This window comes from Anabaena cylindrica UHCC 0172 (genome assembly GCF_034931625.1).
GTDB classification, from domain to species: Bacteria; Cyanobacteriota; Cyanobacteriia; order Cyanobacteriales; family Nostocaceae; genus Anabaena; species Anabaena cylindrica_A.
On sequence record NZ_JAYGGY010000009.1, the window covers coordinates 41,287 to 65,572 of the forward strand.

At 38.8% G+C, this 24,286-nt stretch carries 19 protein-coding genes; 12 read left to right on the top strand and 7 right to left on the bottom strand.

The window, feature by feature from the left end; translation table 11 throughout:
* Window positions 1-133: 133 nt before the first annotated feature.
* Together VB713_RS04305 and devC are read left to right on the top strand one after the other, a co-directional pair.
* Window positions 134-1,321 (top strand): ABC exporter membrane fusion protein, encoded by a 1,188-nt coding sequence (locus VB713_RS04305; RefSeq protein WP_323310348.1) that lies wholly within the window; start codon window positions 134-136, stop codon window positions 1,319-1,321.
* 234 nt (window positions 1,322-1,555) lie between these two features.
* Entirely contained in the window at window positions 1,556-2,728 is a 1,173-nt protein-coding gene (devC, locus tag VB713_RS04310; RefSeq protein WP_323310349.1) for an ABC transporter permease DevC, read from the top strand.
* A gap of 81 nt (window positions 2,729-2,809) precedes the next feature.
* Here devC and VB713_RS04315 read toward each other — a convergent pair whose 3' ends face one another.
* Window positions 2,810-3,640, bottom strand: a complete 831-nt coding sequence (locus tag VB713_RS04315) for a phytoene/squalene synthase family protein (RefSeq protein WP_323310350.1) — start codon at window positions 3,638-3,640, stop codon at window positions 2,810-2,812.
* 373 nt (window positions 3,641-4,013) lie between these two features.
* Between VB713_RS04315 and VB713_RS04320 the strand changes: the two genes are divergently transcribed.
* From VB713_RS04320 to modA, 3 genes are all read left to right on the top strand, one after another.
* On the top strand, window positions 4,014-8,771 hold the full coding sequence (locus VB713_RS04320; protein ID WP_323310351.1) for a response regulator: 4,758 nt from the start codon (window positions 4,014-4,016) through the stop codon (window positions 8,769-8,771).
* A complete protein-coding gene (locus VB713_RS04325) occupies window positions 8,768-9,751 on the top strand; it encodes a PleD family two-component system response regulator (RefSeq protein ID WP_323310352.1) in 984 nt (327 codons plus the stop codon). Before VB713_RS04320 ends, VB713_RS04325 begins: the two co-directional genes overlap by 4 nt.
* Before the next feature lie 320 nt (window positions 9,752-10,071).
* Window positions 10,072-10,896, top strand: a complete 825-nt coding sequence (gene modA / locus VB713_RS04330) for a molybdate ABC transporter substrate-binding protein (protein ID WP_323310353.1) — start codon at window positions 10,072-10,074, stop codon at window positions 10,894-10,896.
* Between the two features lie 115 nt (window positions 10,897-11,011).
* Here modA and VB713_RS04335 read toward each other — a convergent pair whose 3' ends face one another.
* The gene (locus VB713_RS04335) at window positions 11,012-11,482 is read right to left on the bottom strand and encodes a phosphate-starvation-inducible PsiE family protein (RefSeq protein WP_323310354.1); all 471 of its coding nucleotides are present in this window, start codon (window positions 11,480-11,482) and stop codon (window positions 11,012-11,014) included.
* 865 nt (window positions 11,483-12,347) lie between these two features.
* On the opposite strand from VB713_RS04335, the gene VB713_RS04340 reads away from it, so the two are divergent.
* Entirely contained in the window at window positions 12,348-12,707 is a 360-nt protein-coding gene (locus tag VB713_RS04340; protein WP_323310355.1) for a hypothetical protein, read from the top strand.
* A 589-nt stretch (window positions 12,708-13,296) separates the two neighbouring features.
* Complete coding sequence (locus tag VB713_RS04345) at window positions 13,297-13,671, top strand: hypothetical protein (RefSeq protein WP_323310356.1); 375 nt, start codon at window positions 13,297-13,299, stop codon at window positions 13,669-13,671.
* 233 nt (window positions 13,672-13,904) lie between these two features.
* On the opposite strand, the gene VB713_RS04350 is transcribed toward VB713_RS04345, so the two are convergent.
* The 3 genes from VB713_RS04350 to VB713_RS04360 all read right to left on the bottom strand — a co-directional run bounded on the left by VB713_RS04350 (window position 13,905) and on the right by VB713_RS04360 (window position 17,259).
* On the bottom strand, window positions 13,905-15,833 hold the full coding sequence (locus tag VB713_RS04350; protein WP_323310357.1) for an ABC-F family ATP-binding cassette domain-containing protein: 1,929 nt from the start codon (window positions 15,831-15,833) through the stop codon (window positions 13,905-13,907).
* Window positions 15,834-15,913: 80 nt separating this feature from the next.
* Window positions 15,914-16,330 carry a DUF1824 family protein gene (locus VB713_RS04355; protein ID WP_323310358.1) on the bottom strand — a complete coding sequence of 139 codons (417 nt, stop codon included), beginning with the start codon at window positions 16,328-16,330 and terminating at the stop codon, window positions 15,914-15,916.
* 80 nt (window positions 16,331-16,410) lie between these two features.
* Window positions 16,411-17,259: a prohibitin family protein gene (locus VB713_RS04360; RefSeq protein ID WP_323310359.1), complete on the bottom strand. Its 849-nt coding sequence runs from the start codon at window positions 17,257-17,259 to the stop codon at window positions 16,411-16,413.
* Between the two features lie 198 nt (window positions 17,260-17,457).
* Here VB713_RS04360 and VB713_RS04365 point away from each other — a divergent pair, with 198 nt between their 5' ends.
* Genes VB713_RS04365 through VB713_RS04375 form a run of 3 tightly spaced genes read left to right on the top strand, consistent with a single transcriptional unit; the run spans window position 17,458 to window position 20,359 of the window.
* A complete protein-coding gene (locus VB713_RS04365; protein ID WP_323310360.1) occupies window positions 17,458-19,266 on the top strand; it encodes an ABC transporter ATP-binding protein in 1,809 nt (602 codons plus the stop codon).
* Between the two features lie 24 nt (window positions 19,267-19,290).
* Window positions 19,291-19,722, top strand: coding sequence for a hypothetical protein (locus VB713_RS04370; RefSeq protein ID WP_323310361.1), 432 nt, complete (start codon window positions 19,291-19,293; stop codon window positions 19,720-19,722).
* 28 nt (window positions 19,723-19,750) lie between these two features.
* Window positions 19,751-20,359, top strand: a complete 609-nt coding sequence (locus tag VB713_RS04375) for an acyltransferase (RefSeq protein ID WP_323310362.1) — start codon at window positions 19,751-19,753, stop codon at window positions 20,357-20,359.
* 62 nt (window positions 20,360-20,421) lie between these two features.
* Here the strand turns inward: VB713_RS04375 and VB713_RS04380 are convergent, their stop codons facing one another.
* Window positions 20,422-21,432, bottom strand: a complete 1,011-nt coding sequence (locus VB713_RS04380) for a hypothetical protein (RefSeq protein ID WP_323310363.1) — start codon at window positions 21,430-21,432, stop codon at window positions 20,422-20,424.
* A 143-nt stretch (window positions 21,433-21,575) separates the two neighbouring features.
* Complete coding sequence (locus tag VB713_RS04385) at window positions 21,576-22,922, bottom strand: cytochrome P450 (RefSeq protein WP_323310364.1); 1,347 nt, start codon at window positions 22,920-22,922, stop codon at window positions 21,576-21,578.
* Between the two features lie 167 nt (window positions 22,923-23,089).
* On the opposite strand from VB713_RS04385, the gene VB713_RS04390 reads away from it, so the two are divergent.
* Together VB713_RS04390 and VB713_RS04395 are read left to right on the top strand one after the other, a co-directional pair.
* Window positions 23,090-23,722, top strand: a complete 633-nt coding sequence (locus VB713_RS04390) for a ParA family protein (protein WP_323310365.1) — start codon at window positions 23,090-23,092, stop codon at window positions 23,720-23,722.
* Window positions 23,722-24,285 carry a hypothetical protein gene (locus tag VB713_RS04395; RefSeq protein ID WP_323310366.1) on the top strand — a complete coding sequence of 188 codons (564 nt, stop codon included), beginning with the start codon at window positions 23,722-23,724 and terminating at the stop codon, window positions 24,283-24,285. Before VB713_RS04390 ends, VB713_RS04395 begins: the two co-directional genes overlap by 1 nt.
* Window position 24,286: the final 1 nt, after the last annotated feature.

Consider the following 24,286-nt stretch of genomic DNA (forward strand, 5'->3'; position numbering starts at 1 on the left):
AAACTAAACGGTTTAGTTTTGGGTGCAGATCAAAAATACTTTTTTCAAGTGCAACTTTCTACCTTAATACTCCTCAGTTAAGCAATTTGCATTTTCATGAACAAATTTTGCATCGCTTAAAAGGTATGCTATTGTGCAGAACCCCAAGCTACAAGGTTCATTATCTTCTCACTCTCTGATTTGGTTGCCAATTACTATATCTATAATTGCCTCATTTACTGTTGTAGGTGTTGGTACATTTACTGTGATGCGGTTGAGAGATAAAGCTGAGGATGCAGTCATGCCAGTGATTATCATGCCCGAACTGAAAACAGTGACAGCTTTGGGAAGGATTGAACCACAAGGAAAAGTGATTAAACTCTCAGCGTCTAGTGAAGGTAGTCGGATAGAAAAGTTACTGGTACAAGAGGGCGAGAGGGTAAAAGAAGGACAGATCATTGCTATTTTAGACAATCGCGATCGCTTGCAAGCTGCATTACAGGAAGCAGAGGAAGAAGTCAAAGTAGCTAAAGCTAACTTATCCCGAATTCAAGCTGGGGCAAAACGTGGACAAATTAATACTCAACAAGCCACTATTGCCCGTCTTACAGCAGAAACCCAAGGGAATATGGATACCCAAACTGCTACTATTGCCAGCTTGCAAGCAGAGTTAACCAATGCAAAATCAGAAAACCAACGTTATCAGGAACTATATGCAGAAGGTGCAATTTCAGCCTCTCAACTCGATAGTAAACGCTTAACTCTAGAAACTGCCCAAAAAAGCCTGCAAGCAGCACAGGCAGAGTTAAAGAGTATCCAATTAACAGGCCAGCAACGAATCAAAGAAGCGATCGCTACATTAGATCAAATTGTGGAAGTGCGTCCAGTCGATGTCGTCGCAGCCAAAGCCGAAATTGGTCGTACTCAAGCAGCTGTGAAAAAAGCAGAAGTTGATCTTCAACAAGCTTACGTGCGATCGCCTCAAAATGGACAGATATTTGAAATTCACACCCGTCCTGGAGAATTAATTTCCAATGAGGGCATTGTCGATATTGGGCAAACTAGTCAAATGTATGCAGTTGCCGAAATCTATGAAAGCGATATTAAAAAATTGCATCGAGGGCAAAAAGTAAGAGTATCTGGTGATGTTCTCCCTATGGAATTACAGGGAACGGTAGAACGGATAGGTTTACAAATACAGCGACAAAATGCCATTAATACAGATCCTTCTACCAATATTGACAATAGGGTGATCAAAGTCCATATCCGACTAGATTCAGCTTCCAGTCAGAAAGCTGCTGATTTAACTAATATGCAAGTCAAAGTGGTTATCGAACTTTAGGAAGAAGGAGTCAGGAGTCAGGAGTTCAGGAGTTCAGAAGTTTAGGAATTTAGGAATTTAGGAGTTTCAGAAGTTCAGGAGTTTCAGAAGTTCAGGAGTTTCAGGAGTTTAGGAGTTTAGGAGTTTAGGAGTTTAGGAGTTTCAGGAGTATGGCTAATGCCACGCTTACGCTATCAGGAATCAGAAGAAAGATAAATACTCTCCATCATCCCCACCATTCCCACAATTCCCTCAATGCGAATATTCCAACAATTGCGACGACGGACACCTTTGGGGTGGTTGCAACTAAGTCATGATAAAAGTCGCTTGCTAGTAGCTTTATCAGGTATTGCTTTTGCGGACGTTCTGATGTTTATGCAGCTTGGTTTTCAAACTGCACTTTATGACAGCAATACTAGGTTACATCGCAGTTTGCACGCGGATATTATTTTAACTAGTCCTCAAACCCGTAACCTGCAAAGTATGTCTACCTTTTCTAGAAGGAGACTATACCAAGCAATGGATATACCAGGTGTGCAATCAGCAGAAGCAATTTACCTCAATGTCATCACCTGGAAAAATCCTCAAACTCGGAAAGAAACAGCAGTATTGGGAATTGGCTTTAATCCCAATAGACCAGTTTTTGATTTACCAGAAGTCAATCAACAATTAGCCGCAATTAAATTACCAGACACAGTTTTATTTGATCGGGGTGCAAGGGGAGATTATCAAAAAGCGATCGCACAAATTGATCAAGGTAAAACCGTTAAAACTGAAATCGACGGCAGGACAATTACTGTCGGTGGGTTATTTAAAATCGGTGCTTCTTTTGGTACTGATGGGAGTCTAATTACCAGTGATCAGAACCTCTTGCGGTTAGTACCCAAACGTCCATCAAGTAGTGTCAGTCTTGGTTTGGTGAAAATTAAACCAGGCTATGACTCCCAACAAGTAGCCAAAAACTTGAGACTGTACCTTACAGATGATGTGAGAGTACTAACCCATGCAGAATTTATTGAATTTGAGAACAATTTTTGGAGAACCAACTCACCCATTGGATTTATTTTCAGTTTAGGTGTCTCAATGGGGTTTGTAGTGGGGGTAATTATTGTTTATCAAATCCTCTCTGCCGATGTCAATGCCCATCTACGTGAATATGCCACCTTTAAAGCCATTGGCTATCGAAATTATTACCTGTTAATTGTCATATTTGAAGAAGCATTGATTTTGGCTATTCTAGGTTTCATGCCTGGTTTAGCCGTATCATTGGGACTTTATCAATTAACCAGACAAGCCACAAACTTACCAGTATACATGACGATAATTCGTGGTATGCAGGTTTTATTGCTGACAATTACCATGTGTGCAATTTCTGGTGCGATCGCCACCCGTAAACTCCAAGCTGCTGATCCTGCCGATATGTTTTGAAGTTACTCTTTCAAAACTCTTGTAGAGACGTTGTATGCAACGTCTCTATTTTTGTCACCAGATGTCTAATTTTTTAGATGATTAACTAGCTTTCACATTCACATCCATCAGGTTTTCAATCAAAGCATAAACATCACTGCGGCTGAGTTTTTCCTTGCCACTAGCCAAAGCATCAAGAGTACCATGAGCTAAAGCCAGAGGAATTTGGCAGAATTGTAAAGCCGGTCCAGGAGGAAGGGAGTTAGTATAAGCATCTGCTAATAACAGATTACGACGTGCATATTCTTGGAGATTGTCATTATTCCAACCCGCTGGGAAAAAGTCTACCCCACGGGTTAAATCTTCAGTATTATTACGTAGAATATTCACCGCTTGTAAACCCCGTCCAAACCCAATCGCTTGAGTCCGGTTAGTTTCCGTGCCATCGTACCAAGACCATAAATCTGATAGTAACAAGCCCACCGCACCTGCTACCCCAAATGTATAACGATCTAAATCAGACTCTGTTTCAATTTTCCAGTTGATTTCTGCCCAATCAGCCATTCTATCAGCCATTGCTGCTGTTGCATCCCAAATCCGAGGAGCAATGCTTTCAGGTGCTAGAATTGACCATTCTCTCACCCGGAGACTAACTTCTGCTAAAGAGTTCTCATATCCACTAAATCCTAGAGAGAAAGCATCTACCGCAAAACCATCAACCCCTGCTTGTAAGGTGTGGCTCATATTTCGTAACAGATGTGACTTGGTAGCATTGTCCAATTCAGGATGATCTTCAATTTCATCAATGGCACGCATACACAAGTAGGCTGATGCAACTGCTTCTTGCAACCCTGTCGGTAAAATACTGATTGGGATATAAAAAGTTCGGCTAGTTTCTCTGAGGATTTGCAATGCATCTCCACGTAAATCCATTTGTTCACTCCCCTCTTGATTTTCACACCACATGAATTTCGGTTTTTTCTGATGATAGTGGATTTAGTTTCTACTAAATAATCTGAAAAACTATCTAGTATTTCATCTAAAAATTAATAGTTTATGGTATTGCAATTAACAAAAAGCTCAAATTTCACTAAATTCTAGTCTAGTATATAGGGTTTTGGTAACAATAACCGTCTGTTGTGATCAGTGACCTAAGTAATATGTAGTTTAGCCGTATAAAAAGTCGAATAAAATTATTCCTAACAGGTATAGCAAAACCACCAGCATTGGCAATGCGATTGTAAACGCTTTGTTCTCCATTCTCAATTCAAAGACAATCCAAAATTCCTAAACCTGGTAAACAAAGATGAAAAAATACCGTTTAACATCTTGGCTTAAATCTCTTAAATTTATTTTTCGCCGGACTAATCGAAATTACTTTTACCATCTTTTTGGGCGATCGCTCCCCGTTGTGATTGGTATCATCATTTCCGTTGCGGTTCTGTTGCTGTGGCAGAATCTCTTAATGTATCAGCACACTGAGATCAACAACTTTATTGCTCAAGAAGCAAACACTATTGAAACTGAACTAAGCAGCCGACTTAATACGCGCATTCTCGCCTTAGAAAGGATGGCAAAACGGTGGATAGCCAATGGAGGGACTCTCCGTCCAGTCTGGGAAGTTGATGCTGCCGCTTATTTAAAAGACTTCAACGGATATCAAGCAATTGAGTGGGTTGATGCTACTGCTCATGCTCGTTGGATTGCGCCTGTAAAAGGTAATGAAGCGGTACTCAATCTAGACTTGATGCAGAATGAGGCACGGCGAACTGCATTTTTAACTGCCCGCAATCTTCGACAAATAACCTCAACTCCCACTCTAGAACTGAAACAGGGTGGTAAGGGCTTCCTAGTATTTGTTCCTCTATATGTTGGGGAGCGATTTGATGGCTGCCTGGTAGGAGTTTTTCAGATCACATCACTCCTTAATCGCATTTTGCCAGAAGAAATCATTCATGATTACCAGATGGCAATTTTTGATCAGCATGAACTTATCTACAAACATGGCTCTGTATCTGTAGTAGATTCAACTTGGCTCCAAACATCAACTATTGACCTCTATGGGATTAATTGGCAGGTGCAGATTGCGCCCAGTTTAGCTTTGTTACAGCAAAAGCGATCGCCCCTGCCCACCCTTGTCCTGATTGGAGGTCTGTTCATCGCTTGGACTTTAGCGTTAACTTTGTATTTTGCTCAAGTTGCTATAAGGCGCACTCATGGCATTGAGTGTATTAATCAGGAACTTGATCTGAAAATATCTAGACTTCATCAAACAGAGACGACTTTACAGTCAACCATGACACTCCAGCAAGCCATCCTGGATAGTGCCAACTACACCATTATCTCCACTGACATCAATGGGACGATTTGCACCTTTAATGCAGCGGCTGAAAGATTGTTAGGATATACTGCTGCCGAAGTTATTGGCAAAACCACTCCTGCGATTATTCATGACTCAGATGAAGTAGTACAACGAGCAAAAGAACTATCGCAAGAACTTGATCGTCAAATCGCCCCAGGGTTTGAAGTTTTTGTTACCAAAGCCCGACTTGGGAAAATTGAGGAGCGGGAATGGACATACATTGCTAAAGATGGTTCTCGCTTTCCAGTATTGTTATCGGTGACAGCACTGTATGACCAGACGGGTAAGCTGACAGGATTTCTGGGTATTGGTAGCGATATCAGAAGTCGTAAACAAGCAGAAGAGTCTTTGTTGCAAAGTGAATCAACTCTCCGCAGCTTTTTCAACAGTGGTGCCATGATGATGGGTATTGTCGAGCTACATGATCATGATATTCGCCATCTCTCAGATAATATCACCTCGGCACAGTTTTTTGGTACTACCCCAGAGGCATTAAAGAATCAGTTTGCGACTGATTTGGGAGTAGAGCGATCGCACTTAAACCTCTGGATGGGTCACTACCGGGAGGCAATAGAAACTCAAGCTCCAGTAAAATTTGAGTATCCACACGCGACTCCTCACGGTCAAAAATGGCTAGAAGCGATCGTTTGCCTAATCGCCAGCCGCCCCGGTGAAAAGCCCCGACTTTCATACGTAGTTGAAGATATTACCGATCGCAAACAAGCCGAAGTAGAACTCCGAGAAATGAGTGCTGCTCTAGAAAACGCAGTAGCAGGAATCTCCAGAATTGATGCCCAGGGACGTTACATAGCTGTTAACCGAGTCTATGCTGCCATAACAGGCTATCAACCGGAAGAGATGTTAGGGATGGATTGGCAACGCACAGTTCATACTGACGATATTGAACACATGATAGATGCCTATCATCAAATGCTCAGGGACGGTAGAGTAGAAGCTGAAGCCAGAGGAATTAAAAAAGACGGGACTATTTTTTACAAGCAAGTTGTGATGATATCTATTTACGAAGAGCAGCAATTTGTTGGGCAACACTGCTTCATGAAAGATATTACTGATCGCAAGCTGGCAGAAGAAGCACTGCAACGACAGCTTCGCCAAACCCTCCTGCTCAAACAAATAACTCAGCAAATTCGTCAAAGCCTTGATACCCAAAAAATCTTTGAGACGGCAGCGATTCAAATTGGACAGGCATTTCAAGTAGATCGCTGTTTAATCCACTCTTATTTTAGCAACCCTCCACGAATTCCCCTAGTTGCAGAGTATGTTGTGCCTGGTTACAGTTCCATGCTGGGATTGGAGATTCCGCTTAATGGCAATGTTCATGCGGAAAGAATTATTGCACAAGATGAAGCGATCGCTTCTGTTGATGTGTACGTTGATGATTTACTTCAAGATATGCAGGCTGTTGCTAGGCAGATTGAGCTAAAGTCCATGATAGCAGTCCGCACCTCCTATCAAGAAAACCCCAATGGCATGATCGCAATACAACAGTGTAGCTATTTTCGCCAGTGGACTCAGTCAGAAATTGAATTATTAGAAGCAGTTGCTGCACAATTAGGTATTGCCATTGCCCAGGCAAATTTACTAGAACAAGAAACTCATCAACGAGAAGAACTCACCTTGAAAAATTTCGCCTTAAAGCAAGCCAAACGAGAAGCAGAATCTGCCAATCGTGCCAAAAGCGAATTTTTAGCCATGATGAGTCATGAAATCCGTACACCAATGAATGCCGTAATTGGCATGACTGGATTACTCCTAGATACAGAACTCAACCCCAAACAACAAAACTTTTTAGAGACGATTCGCAATAGCGGTGATGGTCTTCTCAGCATCATTAATGACATCCTTGATTTCTCCAAAATTGAATCCGGTAAGCTGGATTTAGAAATTCATCCCTTGAATTTGAGAAACTGCATCGAAGATGCAATTGACCTTGTGGCAGCGAAAGCAGCCGAAAAAGATATTGAGTTAGGCTATCTGATTACCCCTCAAACGCCTAGAGTCATTCTGGGAGATGTGACCCGTCTGCGTCAAATTATAGTGAACTTACTGAGTAATGCTATTAAGTTTACTAAGGCTGGAGAAGTCATCCTTTCTGTGAAAGCATCTGTAATCAATTCCTCTGTCCCAGAAGCGGCTATTTACGAAATCCAGGTGGCCATAGAAGACACAGGTATTGGTATTCCGGTAGATCGCCTTGATCGCTTGTTTAAGTCCTTTAGCCAAGTTGATACTTCAACTACCCGCCATTATGGGGGTACTGGTTTAGGACTGGCAATCAGCAAGCGTTTGAGTAAGATGATGGGCGGCACAATATGGGTAGAAAGCCAAGGCAACATTGGCGGAACTCCTCCACCCCAATGGCAAGCTAATACAAATCACCGAATCACGTCATCAGGTTCAACATTCTATTTCACAATTATTGCCCAATCTGCGGTTGATTCAGCATCAGCAGAACTAATTGAGCAATTACCAGATCTAGCTGGAAAGCGCCTGTTAATCGTCGATGACAATGCCACCAACCGCCAAATTCTCACCTTGCAAGCTGAAACTTGGGGAATGATCACTCGTGCCGCTAAATCTGGCACTGAAGCATTGAGTTGGCTTGAGCAAGGAGAGACTTTTGACATTGCTATTCTCGATATGCAAATGCCAGAAATGGACGGGCTAATCCTGGCAGAAAAAATTCATCAGCATCATAATAGTCTTCACTTGCCTTTATTAATGCTGACTTCAATAGGTAAACTAGATACTTCTGCTGAGGTAATTAGTACTCATTTTACAAGTTGTCTCAGCAAACCAATCAAGCAATCTCAACTTTACGAAGTGCTGACCTATGCACTAGGGACAAGACCGATCAAGCCTCATCAATATTCCTCAAAGGCTTCTGATACTAAGCTGGCAAAAACATTGCCGTTGCGAATTCTTCTGGCTGAAGACCATTTAGTTAATCAACAGGTAGGACTGCTGATGCTAGAACGTATGGGGTATCGGGCAGACGTTGCTGCCAATGGTCTTGAAGTCCTGCAAGCTTTACATCGTCAACCCTATGATGTGGTCTTAATGGATGTGCAGATGCCAGAAATGGATGGTTTAGAAACTAGCCGCCGTATTGGCCAGGAATGGCTGGGTGACTCACGTCCACGCATTATTGCGATGACGGCTAATGCTATGCAGGGCGATCGCGAAGAATGTTTAGCCGCAGGGATGGATGACTACATCACTAAACCCATCCAGATAGAAGAACTAGAAACTGCCCTTCGCAAATGCAATTTTCATCACCAAGTCGATAATTTATCTAGCAGTTCTGAGCCGCACACCTCCACTCATAACTCCTCTGTTCTTGATTTTCAAGCTTTAACGTCTTTACGAGAGATTTTTGAAAATCAGTCTGCTTTGTTAGAACTAATCAACTGTTATTTGACAGAAGCTCCCAAGTTAATACAAATAATCCTTGATGCTAGTCATGAAGCAGATGCTAATACTCTCCGGCGAGCTGCACATAACTTAAAGTCCAGCAGTGCAACGCTTGGTGCAATTCAGTTGGCAGAACTATGCCAAGAGTTAGAAATATGTGGAGGTAGTGGTAATCTAACGGTAACAGCAGAAGTAGTAGCACGCCTTCAAATTGAATACAACTTGGTCAAAGCTGCTCTACAAGAATTCAACCAAGAAACAAGATGAACATAACAGCATCTCAAAATGAAGTTCCTCTCATTTTAGTTGTTGATGATGAACTTTTTATCCGTATGCAGCTGCGGCTATCTTTGGAACAAGAAGGCTATCAAATAGTAGAAGCACGAGATGGGAGGGAAGCATTAACAGCTTTTGAGCAGCAACAGCCAGATATTGTCTTGCTTGATGCCTTAATGCCCGAAATGGATGGTTTTGAATGTTGTTCGCAATTACAAACACTCCCAAATGGAAAAAATACTCCCATTTTGATGATCACTGGACTTGATGATCGGGAGTCTGTTGATCGTGCTTTTGAAGTGGGCGCTGCGGACTATGTTACCAAGCCAATTCATTGGGCTGTTTTGCGGCAGCGGGTACGGCGGTTAATTCAGCAATCGCAACTCCAGCAGCAATTAGAAGCTGCCAATCGTGACTTGCGGCGACTTGCTTCAATTGATGGCTTAACCCAGATCGCCAATCGTCGTCGTTTTGATGAATATTTGGAGCAAGAAAAACGCCGAATGATGCGATCGCATTCTTGCACTCATCAAACTAATTCAATTTCACTTTCCCTGATTTTGTGCGACATTGACTACTTCAAGCTTTACAACGACACCTATGGACACCAAGCAGGTGATATCTGTCTTCAACAGGTAGCTCAAGCGATATCGAGTGTTGTTAATCGACCAATGGATTTAGTAGCTCGCTATGGTGGTGAAGAGTTTGTCGTGTTACTACCTGAAACCGATGCAACCGGAGCCGTCCACATTGCAGAGCAAATTTGTAATCAAATCCGCACACTAGCTATTCCTCATGTTCATTCACTACGAGGACATATCACCCTCAGTGCTGGTGTTGCAACTAAAAACCCCTGTATTGAATCTGAAATGAAAGATTTGATTGAGATAGCAGATCAAGCCCTTTATCAAGCAAAACAAAATGGGCGTGATTGTTTCTGTACTAAAAATAATATAAATAGAGCTTGCTAAAAAAGTCTTTTCGTTAGGGCTAGGAAGTCAGGAGTCAGGAGTCAGGAGGAAGAAGAAAGAAGGAAGAAGAAAGAAGGAAGAAGGTAAGAATAGTCTTGAATCTGGTCAAGTGATAGGTTTTTGATGGTATCAACACTTATTCCTGGAAATTTATTTACATTTTATACCTTCAAACTATTGATATATATAGGTTTTTGCTTTATATGCCTAACGGCACGCTCCGCGAACAGCAAGCACTAATTATTTTTTTACGATATATTTACCAGTTTTGTTGGTAAAAGTATGCTAGTCTGACAAATAATCTACTGAGTATTAATTGTATGAGCAAAAATTACTCTCAGCCCATTTTACCAGTAAAAAGACGGCTTTTAGTCTTAATTACTACAGCATTAGCTACCTTGCTACTCGCAATTGGCTTACCAACCTTGACACCTTCTGCTGTAGTAGCGCAGTCAAATACCAACTTACTTGTTTCCGCTGCGGCTAGTTTCAAAGATGTAATGGAAGAAATTAAGCCCCTTTACCAACAAACTCAACCAAACATCAACATTAGTTATAACTTTGGTAGTTCCGGTGCATTGCAGCAACAAATAGAACAAGGTGCGCCAGCGGATATTTTTATATCTGCGGCTAAAAAACAAGTAGATGCTTTGGAACAAAAAGGACTTTTGCTTCCCGGTACTCGTAATATTATTGCCAAAAACCGCCTTGTCTTGGTTGTACCGAAGAATGTTATTGGTGTCTCTAGTTTCTATAACCTCAGAGATGCAAAAGTCAAAAAAATCGCTATTGGTGAACCTAGAAGCGTACCCGCAGGACAATACGCTCAACAAGTATTAGAAAAGTTAAAAATTTGGCAACAGATTAAACCAAAACTAGTTTTTGCTAATAATGTCCGTCAAGTTTTAGCGTTTGTAGAAAGTAGTAATGCTGACGCTGGTTTAGTTTATGCCACTGATGCTAAAATCTCTAATCAGGTAAAAGTTGTAGTTGCAGCCGATGAAAAATATCACTCACCAATTATTTATCCATTAGCAGTTCTTAAACGCAGTAAAAATGTTGATGCTGCCAAAAAATTTGCTCAATTTTTATCTGGTGATGAAGCAAGAGTCGTATTAAAAAAATACGGTTTTATTATACCTTAACAATTATTCCCCTTGCATAAATAAAACTCACTTGTGCGGGGTTAATAAAATAGAGTCCGCCTATGCGGACTTTGTTGCTATCGGCATTTTTATCAAATTTTAAAACTGCCTATAATTATACTTCTGGTTCTACTGTTTCGTGATTACTGATTTTGACTTTTTCCAAAAAACTAGACATCCAAGGTAAAGCGATAAAAATCGTTGCTAAAACTAATAAAAATACAGAAATACCAAAAATTTGGTCACGAGGAATTTCTAATACACCACGTAATATTACCTCTCTTAAGGCAGAAACCATAGTAATTTCTACCGCTGCACCTACTGATATACTCCGTTCTTGGAGGTAATCGAGTAATAGGCGAAATAACTCTACAAGTATCAAAATAAATAAAATATCAGATGTTACTTGCCGTAAATCTAATGGATGTAGAAATGATAAAAACATATCTGCTAATCTGATTAGCATCACACAAAATAAACCCAGACAGAGAGAGATAACAATAATATCTTGAAAAATTTCTAAATTTTGGACAATTCTATCTCTCTTGAACCAACTATTTACTTCTAAAATAATTCGTTTTGGCATGGTTTTTAGGATAAATATAGATTTACAGCACGTTGCAGCTAAATGCTAAATGAGGTACAAAGTTGAAATCAAAACATGATTCATACTGCGCTATCAAACACCTAAAGGCTTTTACTTCTAAATTCTGTTGTATCTATTTTTAGATTAGTTAAAGAACAAGAGAAATTATAAAAATGTGTTAAATATCAAATATTATTTAATCATACAATTCATCCGTTAATTCCCATCATACTCAATACTTGTCGGTTAAGCTAAAAACATTAAATTAGGTAGGTTGGGTTGAGGAACGAAACCCAACATTTACGGACTTTTATTGGGTTGGGCTGTCGCTACAAAAATTCTTAACCGAGCAGTATTGCCATCATACTGCTAGTATTTTATCAACTAAAATCCAACACAAAGGTAGCTCTAATTACCTTTTGTCGTATTTAGTTTGTACTTCAAACCAGTGAATATTTATTGACGTATAATTCAAAATTATCTGCGTACCCTGCGGGAAGCAAGCTATATCTGCTATCTGCGTCCATCTGCGTTTAATTATTACTGCTTGTACCGCACTTGAATGGAATTACCTTTGAATAGTATGGAATGCAACTTGTTCCTTTTCTAAAGTTTGTTCTAAAAGCAACCGACTACCAGAACCTACTTCTCGGTTAACAATAGCTGCATTCATTTAATTTGGTAAATAGTAGTAAACAATACAGTTTTCTCCAGAAAATTCAGTTTTGATGATTTCTATAACGCACCGTTAACAACGAAGAGTTTTCAGGTGCAAGTGAAAAGATTTTCAACAATTGATGGTTTGTAGAACTGAAAAAGTTCTTTATCCTGGTTGCACTATTATGCACCAGTCATGGAGATAATTATGATTACTGAAGAAAAATTAGTCGATAACTTTAACACCATTATCAAAGAAATGCACCCGCGAGTATGGGAATTACTACGTCATTGTTATGTGAAAGTAATCACTCCTTCCTTTATGCGTTCTTGTGTTTCCTCTGTGCAGTATATTGGCATTTACTGTCCTCATGAAATTTTTGCATCTCTAGTAGCTGAAAAAGATTTACTCAGAGAAGTAGCAAAATATTTAGGACTACCTGAAGTTGTTTGCTTAAATGCTACCAAATTACTGCGAGATCCTTTATCAAAGCTAAAAACAGCTTATCCTCATTTGTGGTTAGAACTGCTTTGGATTACCACCGAAACACAAAAACACAGTTCTTAAATCTCAGGATTTACGCAACTGGAATATTAGTAGGATGCGTCAGATGTCGAAAATCTATTGATAATATAGTGTTTCCTCATCACATGAGGTACATCATAGCCCCCTCATCGCTTGCGGGGAGGGGTTCTTGTATCTCACTCAACCGAGAACCGCTATAACCAATTTATAGATCTGACGCACCGCACCTGCAAGAGGTCTATTAAATATGACTCTTACGTAAGTCCTCAATTTATTGGCAATTACCACAAAACTTAATATAGTTTTGTATCTATACTAAAAACGGGTTAAAAGTGTCATTCTGTAGCTTGCTTCCCGTAGGGTACGAAGTGAAGAATCTCCGAGATACTTCCCTGCACTACGTTACGGTCAGTATGACATAAGTCCAAGTTTGACCCGTTTGCAGTATAACTTGCTAAGAAAATATGTGGAAAATTGATGTGCAGGACATACGAATTATATAAACATTCGTATGGGAGTGAACGGTTGTCACTTTGGAAAATCTTAACATCTGACGTAACTTACTAATTAATCATGCTGAATTATTCAGATTACGTCAGTCTCATGTTCTTTTGAAAAAGGACGAAATCCCATGACTAAACCATATCTATCTCCAGACGATTTACCTACTTATAAAACTACACAAATCAGTGAATTATTACTCAGTCAACTGGAAGAAGTCACTAAAAAGCGATTTTTCCAAGCTTGTAATAGTATGGTACGCATTTTATTATCTAGTTGCCATTGGTATTTCAAAGTCAATAGCGGTATTTTGATGTTAATCATGGTTTGTCATAATATTGAAAGTTACCAGAATATCATGACTACTGTTCCCTACTTAGCTGAAACATTAAAACGGTTTGCAAACAAAGCCAAAATTAGTATTAGTTCACCAGTTAATAACGGCATCCCTTGGGTAATTAGTATAGACAAAACTTGGCCTGGTGAAGAATTACCCAATACGTAAATAATCAGAAAAATTGAATGCTGATTTAGCGATATAGCATTTCCTAGTCTAATGAAGTACAAAACTATCTGCGTTCATCTGCGTTTAATTATTACTGACTGTACCTCACTTGAATGGGAATTGCTATATAGAAAACCTTCCTGATAGCGGTTTTTATCGCCAAATCTGTAGGGGCGGGGTTTACCCGTCCTTGATTGTATTGTATGCGGACAAGAATTTCTATATTTTAAGATTTAAGATTCCATTTCCGCTAATTCTAACCAGCGTTCTGTCGCTACATCAATCGCTTTTTTGAGTGTTTCCACCTGATCATAAAGCTTTTGGACTTGGGTATAATTGCCAGGAGAAACAGTTACTAATGCTTTTTCTGCGGCTGTCTTTTCATCTTCCAATTTGGCAATTTTACCTTCTAACTGTTCAAATTCTTTTGTTTCCCAGTTAGATAATCTGCGTCGCTTTGTAGTTTCTGGTTCTGGAGATGTAGATTTTTCTTCTGTAGTATTTTTTTGTTTTTCTGTCGTATTACCTGCTTCTTGTTGTGCTGCTGCTTCTTCAGCTTTTTTATAATCTAAATAAACTGAGTAGTTACCGGGATATTGCTTGAAATTACCACCTGGTTCCAGTGCAAATACAGTATCTATAGTGCGGTCTAAAAAGTAGCGGTCATGGGAAACTACAATTACACATCCAGAAAAATCTTCTAAATATTCTTCTAATACCGCTAATGTTTGCACATCTAAATCATTAGTTGGTTCATCTAAAATCAAAACATTTGGCGCACTAATCAGCAAGCGTAATAGAAATAACCGTCTTTTTTCACCACCAGAAAGTTTATTAATTGGTGCATATTGCTGACTTCCAGGAAACAAAAATCTCTCTAACATTTGCGAAGCCGTGATTTTTGTACCGTCAGCTATTTGAATAAATTCCCCTTCTTCTTTGATGTAATCAATTACCCGTTGATTTTCGTTTAATTCCGTGAGTAATTCTTCAGAATGTTGGTCAAAATAGCCAATGTGAATTGTACTACCAATTTCTACAGTCCCTGAGTCTGGCTGAACTTGTCCGGTGATGATATTCATTAAAGTAGATTTACCTGCACCATTAGCACCAATAATGCCAATGCGATCTTCAGGACTAAATTCGTAGGTGAAATCATTAATTAAAATTCGATCATCGTAAGCTTTAGTAATGTTATTAAGTTCAATAACTTTTTTACCAATCCGACGACTAACTGTAGAAATATCAACTTTACCTTGAACCTGTTTAAACTCAGTATCACGCAGTGCATGAGCGCGATCAATTCTGGCTTTTTGTTTGGTACTTCTGGCTTTTGGTCCTTTTTTGAGCCATTCTAATTCACGCCGTAATACACCTTGATGTTTACGTTGACTGCTAACAGCAGATTCTTCAGCTAGAGCTTTCTTTTCCAGATAATAGGAATAGTTACCTGTATAGGTAAAGATATCACCTCTATCAATTTCAATGATTCTATTAGTAACTCTATCTAGAAAATAGCGATCGTGGGTAATGAGAAAAAGTGCGCCACGATAGCGACTTAAATAAGTTTGTAACCATTCTACTGATATTGCATCAAGATGGTTTGTTGGTTCATCCATAAGCAATACATCTGGTTCTGCTAATAAGGCAGTTGCTAAGGCAATTCGCTTGCGATAACCTCCAGATAAAGTACCAACTTTGACATCAAAGTCAGCAATTCCTAATTGAGTAAGAATGATTTTAGCGTTAGTTTCTAGTTCCCATGCACCAGTTGAGTCCATTTGCTGCATTACCGCAGAGAAATGAGACATTAGTTGACTATCTTCTGAATGATGAGCTAATTTATCAGAAAGTTCTTCGTATTCTTTGACTAAAGCCATCTGTTCACCACTGTCAGCGAATACTTGCTCTAAAACAGTGCGATTTTCATCTACATCGGGTTGCTGGGGTAAGTAGATAATTTTAGAACCAGAGTTAACTAAAATTTGACCGCTGTCAACTGATTCTAGTCCTGCGATCATTTTTAATAAAGTTGATTTACCAGAACCATTAGTACCAATTAACCCAACTTTGTCGGTGACATCAAGGCTAAAACTCGCATCTTTTAAAACTTCTTTGATACCAAAATCTTTTTTAACTGATTGTAAGGTGATAATACTCATAAAATTTTAATCAAGTCATTAGTTATTAGTGATTTGGTGGGCATTGCCCACCCAAGGTTACAGTTGATTTATGATAAATACTATACAAATAAATCTAAGGGTAAGTGTCCATACATCTCGTTGATTCCTGCTTCTTGATAAGATTGACAAGAAACTAATACTCCGCGATGATGCCCATAGTAAGAATCGAGATAACAAAGCCCATTTTTACCATTTAATTTGATATAAACTGGCCCATCAGGTGTTTGCAAATTACTTGGTGCTTCATAATGAAAAGCATGAGAATAGGTTTTCATTGCCAGAATACCTTCTTCGGCTGTATCAGCACAAATTCCTAAAATTTGGTAGTCTGAAAGGCTGGCCATGAAGATTAATGCCTGACGGGTTAAAACTTTTTCTGATGCTTTAAGAACCGGGGCAATATCCAGACAGTTAAATTTGTTGAGGATTTTTTTTGCTTCTGAAATGGTGAGGTTGGAATCTTGGGGAGTAGGCATATATACGTTTATTATGTTTCTGGTGTTACTGTTGTGTTGAAGATGGGACTAGCCCACCTTACTAGTATTTTTGATTAAAATCAAGATTGATTTGACATCTTACCTAAGTTAAAAATAAATGGGATGCTACCTTGGGAACCTTCACCCATCACAAGTACATTTGGCATTTGTGAACCGCCATTTCTCCAAGCTTCAATGGCTTCTTTTTGCAGAACCAATTGTCCGCCTTGAGCTTTGAGAGTTTCTGCTAGGAGTCTTTGAGCTTCAGCTCTACCTTTAGCACGGTTAATATCTGCTTGGGCTTCTTGTTCTGCTTCTCGCGCTATATAGACGGCTCTTTGCGCTCGCTGTTCCGCAATTTGTTTTTCTTCAACTGCTCTGGCAAATTCTGGAGAGAAGGCCAAATCAACTACACTCGTGTCTAATACGATTATCCCATATTTATTCAAGCGATCGCCTAAAGCATTGTCAAAATCTTCTTTTAATTCGCTTCTTTTGGTAATTGCTTCTTCTACTGTTCTTCTCGCTGCGGCAATTTTAAATGCTTCCTGGGTTTGGGGAGCAATGATTTTTGAGACAATGTTTTCTAAAGTCCCCTGTTTCCTTCTCACCTGAACTACTTGCATAGGATCAAGACGAAAGTTAATAGCAAATCTGGCAGATAAATTTTGCAGATCTTTGGTAGAACTCTCTGCTGGTACTTCAAATTTCTGTACCGTTAAATCATACACATCTATCACGGTAATAAATGGTGGCTTGAGGTGAATACCTTCCAGTAAGGCACCATCTCTAGCTTTACCTAAAATGCTAATTACTCCAGCTTGTCCAGGGTTAAGAATGACAAAAGAATTAAGTCCAAAAAGTACCAATATTGCTAATACAATTCCGAACGCGGTAGTTTGCCAATTCCCTAGTTGTTTAGTATTCAAATTTTTATCTCCTGTTTAGTTTTAAGTGCTGATTTTTGAGTAAAGTAACACATTTAACTCAAATATCTTGAAAGTTTGCGGTGTTGAACTGAGTTTTTACTGCCACACTCCAAAGTTATTGTACTTAATTGCTTAGTATTTAAAACTGATAAACTTAATTTTGTGATAATATTTAGCTACAAGTAATTGTATACATACGTGGCTATAGTATTCAAATCTAACGAGGAATCAAAAAGGCGGAGAAATTCTGTACATCCACTCCAACGCCTGCTTGACTATGGAGATAAGTATCGTCAGCAGATTTGGCTGGCAATTGGTGCTTCTATTCTCAATAAAGTTTTTGACTTAGCACCACCAGCATTAATCGGTATTGCTGTGGATGTGGTAGTTAAGCAACAAGATTCTATTATTGCTCAATTGGGTGTCAAAGAAATTTCTGGGCAATTTTTGATTTTGTCCATCCTAACTGTGGTTACTTGGATCTTAGAATCGTTTTTTGAGTATCGCTATAAATTGTTGTGGCGAAATTTGGGGCAGAATATTCAACATAATTTACGACTAGATGCATATAAACATTTACAAGAATTGGAATTAGCTTATTTTGAAGAACGTAGTACTGGCGGGTTAATGTCCATCCTCAGTGATGATGTTAACCAATTAGAGCGTTTTTTAGATGTAGGTGCAAACGACATTATTCAAGTAGTTACAACTATTCTCATTATTGGCACTGCATTTTTTATTTTAGCTCCTAGTGTGGCATGGATGGCAATGTTGCCTATGCCTTTTATTTTAGGTGGTTCGGTAGCTTTTCAGAAATTACTAGCACCCCGATATGCAGAAGTCCGGGAGAAAGTGGGGTTACTAAATGGGAGATTATCAAATAATCTCAGCGGAATTACGACTATTAAAAGTTTCACTGCTGAAGATTATGAAGCTAAACGCTTAGAATTTGAAAGTGATGCCTATCGTCAAAGTAATGCTAAAGCAATTGCTCTTTCTGCGGCTTTTATTCCCTTGATTCGGATGTTGATTTTGACTGCATTTACAGTTTTACTGGTGTTTGGGGGAATGCAAGCAGTAGAAGGAAAATTAGCTGTAGGTGCTTATAGTTCGTTAGTATTTTTAGTTCAGCTTTTACTTTGGCCTTTAACTAGATTAGGAGATACTTTTGATTTATATCAAAGGGCAATGGCTTCTACTAATCGCATTATGGAGTTACTAGATACACCGATTGAAATTCATACAGGAAATATTAATTTACCTGTGGATTTAGTGCGTGGTTCGGTAGAGTTTCAAAATGTAACTTTTGCTTATCAAGATAGAACGCCAATAATTAAAAATCTATCTTTAGAAATACCCGCTGGAAACACGATCGCAATTGTTGGTTCTACGGGTTCCGGTAAAAGCACTCTAGTCAAGCTTTTGCTGCGATTATACGAAGTACAGCAGGGAAAAATAACTGTAGATGGGGTGAATCTACAAAGTTTGAATTTACGAGATTTACGCCGTTGTCTTGGTTTGGTCAGTCAGGATGTATTCTTATTTCATGGTACAGTTGCTGAAAATATCGCCTACGGCACATTTGACGCTACAAATGAAGATATAGTCATGGCGGCTAAAGTAGCGGAGGCAGATGATTTTATTATGCGGTTGCCCCAAGGTTATGAGACAATTGTGGGGGAGCGGGGGCAGAAGTTATCTGGTGGACAAAGACAACGGATTGCGATCGCACGTGCAGTGTTAAAAGATCCGCCCATTTTGATCTTAGACGAAGCAACCTCAGCAGTGGATAATGAGACAGAAGCAGCTATTCAGCGTTCCCTAGAACGGATTACCGTCAATCGGACTACGATAGCGATCGCTCACCGTCTTTCTACTATCCGCAATGCTGATTGCATTTATGTCATGGAATACGGACAATTAATCGAGTCAGGAACCCATGAACAACTGTTAGATAAAAATGGTAATTACACAAGTCTCTGGCGTGTACAATCAGGTTTAAAATAAAAGTCTTAGAATTACAAATTAATTATGATGTTTGGTAGTAACCAACCGGAAACGGAAGATAGTAAATGGCGACGACAATTAGATAGATTTGTTAAAGCCAATCAACAAGAATTAGCAGCATTATTTTGGGGACTGCACTTAGAAAATGGTGACAGTCAAGGTACTATTGGTATTGATTTACAGCCAAAACCCCACTTTGTTTATTGTCCCCAAGCTGAAATAGAAAAACTAAATGATAATGTTGAAAATTGGCTGCAAGAACTGATCGGAATTATTGATCATAATAAACCAGAAATAGAAGTTGTCATGATTGGCATTGGTAAGGGAGAAATCAAATTAATTCAATTTGCACCTGAACCGACACCAAAAATTTGTTTTGATCAGGTTGGTAAGGATGTAGATAGCTTGTTGGAATTGTTGGAAGAAAAGATGAGTGAACAAATAAGTGCCTTTTAACGCAGAGTAACGCTGAAGATTTATGGGTATGGAAAAAATTAGACATAAAATTGTTAATAAGTTAGAACGTCTATTTGTAAACCATTTAGTTCCTCGCTTGGTAGTTTGGGAAGAATATGTTCAAACCAAAATTAGACGATACAAACATCAGCAAATTAAACCGAAATTAAAATTTTGTGGTGAAGGTGTTCGCTTTAAACGTGATTTAAAAATTGACCATCCACAGAATGTATCCCTTGGTAATAAAGTCTATATTGGCCCAGATGTTTTATTAGATGGTCGTGGGGGAATTACAATTGGTGATAACACTACAATTGGATTTAATGTGATTATCCTTTCAGCTAATCACGACTATCAAAGTGATGAGTTACCATACAAGCATAATATTTATATTCATAAACCTGTAGTTATTGGTCGCAATGTTTGGATAGCAGGTAATGTCTTAATTGTTCCCGGAGTTTCGATTGGTGATGGTGCAATTATTGCAGCGGGAACAGTGGTAACAAGTAATGTTGAACCTTTAGCTATTGTAGGTAATCAACCCATGAGAACAATTAAATATCGTGATCAAGAACATTATGAAAATCTAGCTAATCAGCAAGAAATTGCAAATCAGGTATTAACGGATAATTCTTAATTACAATGCCTAATGAACTATAAATATAACACTACAAGCAAGAAAAATACCACTAAATATTGTTAGGCAGTAAATTTCCAAATTTTAATATTTCCGTCATGATCTCCAGATACTAAATAACTATTACTTATAGCTAATGAACTGATTTCTTCTTCATGTTCAGATGGAAATTCTTGCAAAATTTCTTTGCTTTCAGTACAAGATATCCTGATATTTCCGTTTAGTGTAGCAGTGATGAGAATACTACCATTATGATTTAAGAGAATATTGGGATCAAATGGACCACCATCCGATGCTGGTGCTGCTTCAATTACTTGTATTTTTTTGCCACTTACGGTATCCCATATATAAACTTCGTTATCTCGATCCGATGCAGTAGCTAGAACCATTCCTCTGTTGTCAATTGAGGAGTAACTCCATTCTCCATAATGACTATCAGGGAAGGCTCTAATCAGCTTTGTAGAAGGCATTTCCCAGACTCGATTTTCTCCAAGTCCAAATCTTGCATATAACCGTTCTCCAGAATCATCAAATGCTAATAGCGCAAATTCCCAGAATCTTTCGTTACTAATTTCAGCAATTTGTTTAAATGTTTGCAAATCCCATACAATTATTTTATCTGAGTAATTTATCGCCGCAGCCAAGTAATTAGCTTTAAGATTAATAGCTAAACATCCTACATAATGTGGTGTCTCAAAAGTTTGTGAAAGCTGATTAGATAAATAATTCCAGATTTTTATTCTCTTGTCCCAACCTCCACTGATTACATCACCATTCTCGGCAATTACAACTGAACTAGCATCACTGTCATGAGAGTATAATGAGATAAGTTCACCAGATAAAAGATGCCAAATACTTACCTTTCCATCTCTTGATGAACAAGCAAGGATTTCTTGGGATTCATCAATAGCAATCTTTGTAATTGTATGAGATGATTGACCTACTTCGTGCGATCTCAAAACTTTAAAGAGTTTTAATGGCGATAAATATTTTTGTCTCTCATCCTCAGATAGCTGAACCCAAGGTAAGAAAACTTTGTTGTCTAGTCCATAAGAAAAAAATTCATCTTTCATAACTTTGTTTATTGGATTCTGTTTGCAGGCTTTCAATAGTAGTGCTGTAAAAGATAGTGTAATAAATTCTTTCCGCTTCATGGGCTAGGTAATACAAAGTTTCCCCATTTTTAAACAGTTACTGATTTAGCAACACGTTTGACTTACAGCGTTGCAATCATTTTCATTCCCACAGGTGCAGCTATAGTTAAACCACGACGGACAGGATTAACAGGTTGCTGATTTAATAGAGAAAGTTGAAATTTTGACAAAATAGTTGCCAAAACAATTTTCATTTCATACTGAGCAAATGCTAACCCGATACAACGACGGTTTCCACCACCAAAGGGTAAGTATTCATAAGGTGAAAATTGCCTTTCTAAAAAACGTTCTGGTTTAAATTGTTTGGGTTGGGGATATACCTCCTCTCGATGATGTGCTAAGTAAATACTAGGAACTATAATTGTTCCTGCGGGCAATTTGTAACCCATAATCTCAATCGGAATTTTGACAACTCGAATGAAACCTGACATCACAATGGGGTAAATTCGTAGTGTTTCCTGACAAACTGCTGTTAAATAGGGAATTTTAGCGATTTGGCTGAGTTCTGGGTTGACTCCCAATGAGTTTATTTCCTGTAGTAATTTCTCTCGAACCTCTGGTAATCTATCCAACCAGTAAAATGCCCATGTTAGTGCGGAAGCCGTGGTTTCATGTCCCGCTACTAAAATAGTCATCAACTCATCGTGTAATTCTTGATCTGACATTCCTTGACCATTTTGATCATGAGCCGCCATCATTAAACTGAGGATATCTTGACGGTTTTGATCAGGTTCCGCTCGACGTTGCTGAATTAAAGTATAAATTAGTTCGTCTATATGTTGCTGTTGGCGGACAATCCAACCCCAAGGACTCCAAGCGCCAAAGTCTTTTTGCATGAACCGAAAAAAGAAAGCACTGGACATGATTGGTGATGTCATGAAGTCTAGCAAAGATGTGAGCGATCGCCTTAATTCTTCAAACATCTCTCCTTCATCTAAGCCAAATATTACCCGTAATATTACCCGCAAGGTGATTTCTTGCATGGATTCGCGGATATTAAACGGCTTACCAATCACCCATTTATTACTTGTCTGTTGAGTAATTTCCTGGATATCTTGACCATAAGCCCGCATTCTTTCACCATGAAAAGGAGGAGCTAAAAGTTGCCTTTGACGTTGATGGGGTTCACCATCCATTAACATGAGAGAGCGTTCTCCTAGCAAAAATCTTAACCCCCTATTCCCTCTTCCCACCTCAAAATGACTAGAATCGGCAGTAAAAATTTGCTCTAAGGCTTCTGGTTGGCTGAAATACACCATTTTGCTATCCCCAGAACCGGAAATAGTAAATGTATCACCATAAAGCTCACCCAAATCTTCCACATACTTAACTGGCTGCATTACAAACTTCATTCTTCTGCGCCAAAGCGGCATTTTTATTAGCGGCGGTAAGCTATTGGTTGCAGTCATAGTCATGTGCGAAATTTACGTCTTCTCAATTTTAGCGGAGGCAATTTTTTTAGAATTAAAGTTCCCAAAAAGCGTTACATTTATGTAATACCAAGTTGAAATATTTAGTGATTTTCATCAGAAATCTCAAAACCCAAACTGGTATCAAGCTGGGTCAAAAGTAAAAAGTGACAAAAATAATTGCTATCCTTAATGGTAAAGGAGGAGTCGGGAAAACGACTACCGCAGTCAACTTAGCTGCTAACTTTACCCAAAACCAAAAAGTCCTTCTGATTGATGCAGATGTTCAAGGTTCTGCTAGTTGGTGGTTTCGACGAAATCAGCAGGGGATGGAATTTGATTTAGCTCAAGAAATAAATCCACAACTTTTGGGTGAATTACCAAAAATAACAAGTTATGATTTAGTAGTGGTAGATACACCTCCCGCACTGCGTTCTGAAGCTCTAGTGGCGGTAGTAGGGATTGCAGATTATCTAATTTTACCAACACCACCAGCAGCAATGGATTTAGCTGTCTTGATTGAGACAGTTAGACAAACCGTTATCCCTATGGGTACTCCCCATCGGGTACTGTTAACTAAAGTTGATACGCGCAGTGCAAGGGAAGCATTAGAAGCACAAAAAACTCTTTTACAACTAGGTATTCCAGTTTTTAATACTTTTATTCGTACCTATAAAGCTCATGAAAGAGCCGCTCTTGAGGGTTTATCAATTACTCAATGGCGAGGAAAAAACGCACGGGAAGCAGAATCTGATTACCGCTGTGTGGCTGATGAATTAATACATGATTGGAGGAAATAATGGCTAAGAAAAACCTTTCTGACTTATTACAAGAAGAAGCACAAAAATTTACACCCCAGGTTGGTGACACAGCAATTGAAGTCACTGCACAAAAAGTTGAGGAAGAAAATTCTTCGTCATTGGTGGAAGAAACAACATCAAATTCTACTTCTCCTAAACGCACAACTCCGACTAAAGCAGATTTAGAAGTCACTATTAAAGAATTGACGGCAACTCTGGAAAAAGCAAATAGAAAAGAAGTTTCTCTCAAAGAACAAATTAGCGATTTCAAAACAGATTTATCTGCACAGAAAGCTTTAGCAGAACGTTTGACTACAGAACTTCATGAAACTAAAAAAACAGCCCTGCAATTAGCAGAATCTAATTCTCAATTAATAGCAGAAATTAATGAATTAAAGAAAGTCAAAGAACCGGCCAAAGAAACTTTCATAGAACCTATCAAAGAAACTTCCAGATCCTTATCCATTAATCCCAAGAAATCACACAGATCCTCGGAAAGACTCCAAGAAATGCCCAACCAGTCAAATGATAATTTTGCAGATAATACATGGTTATACGATTAGA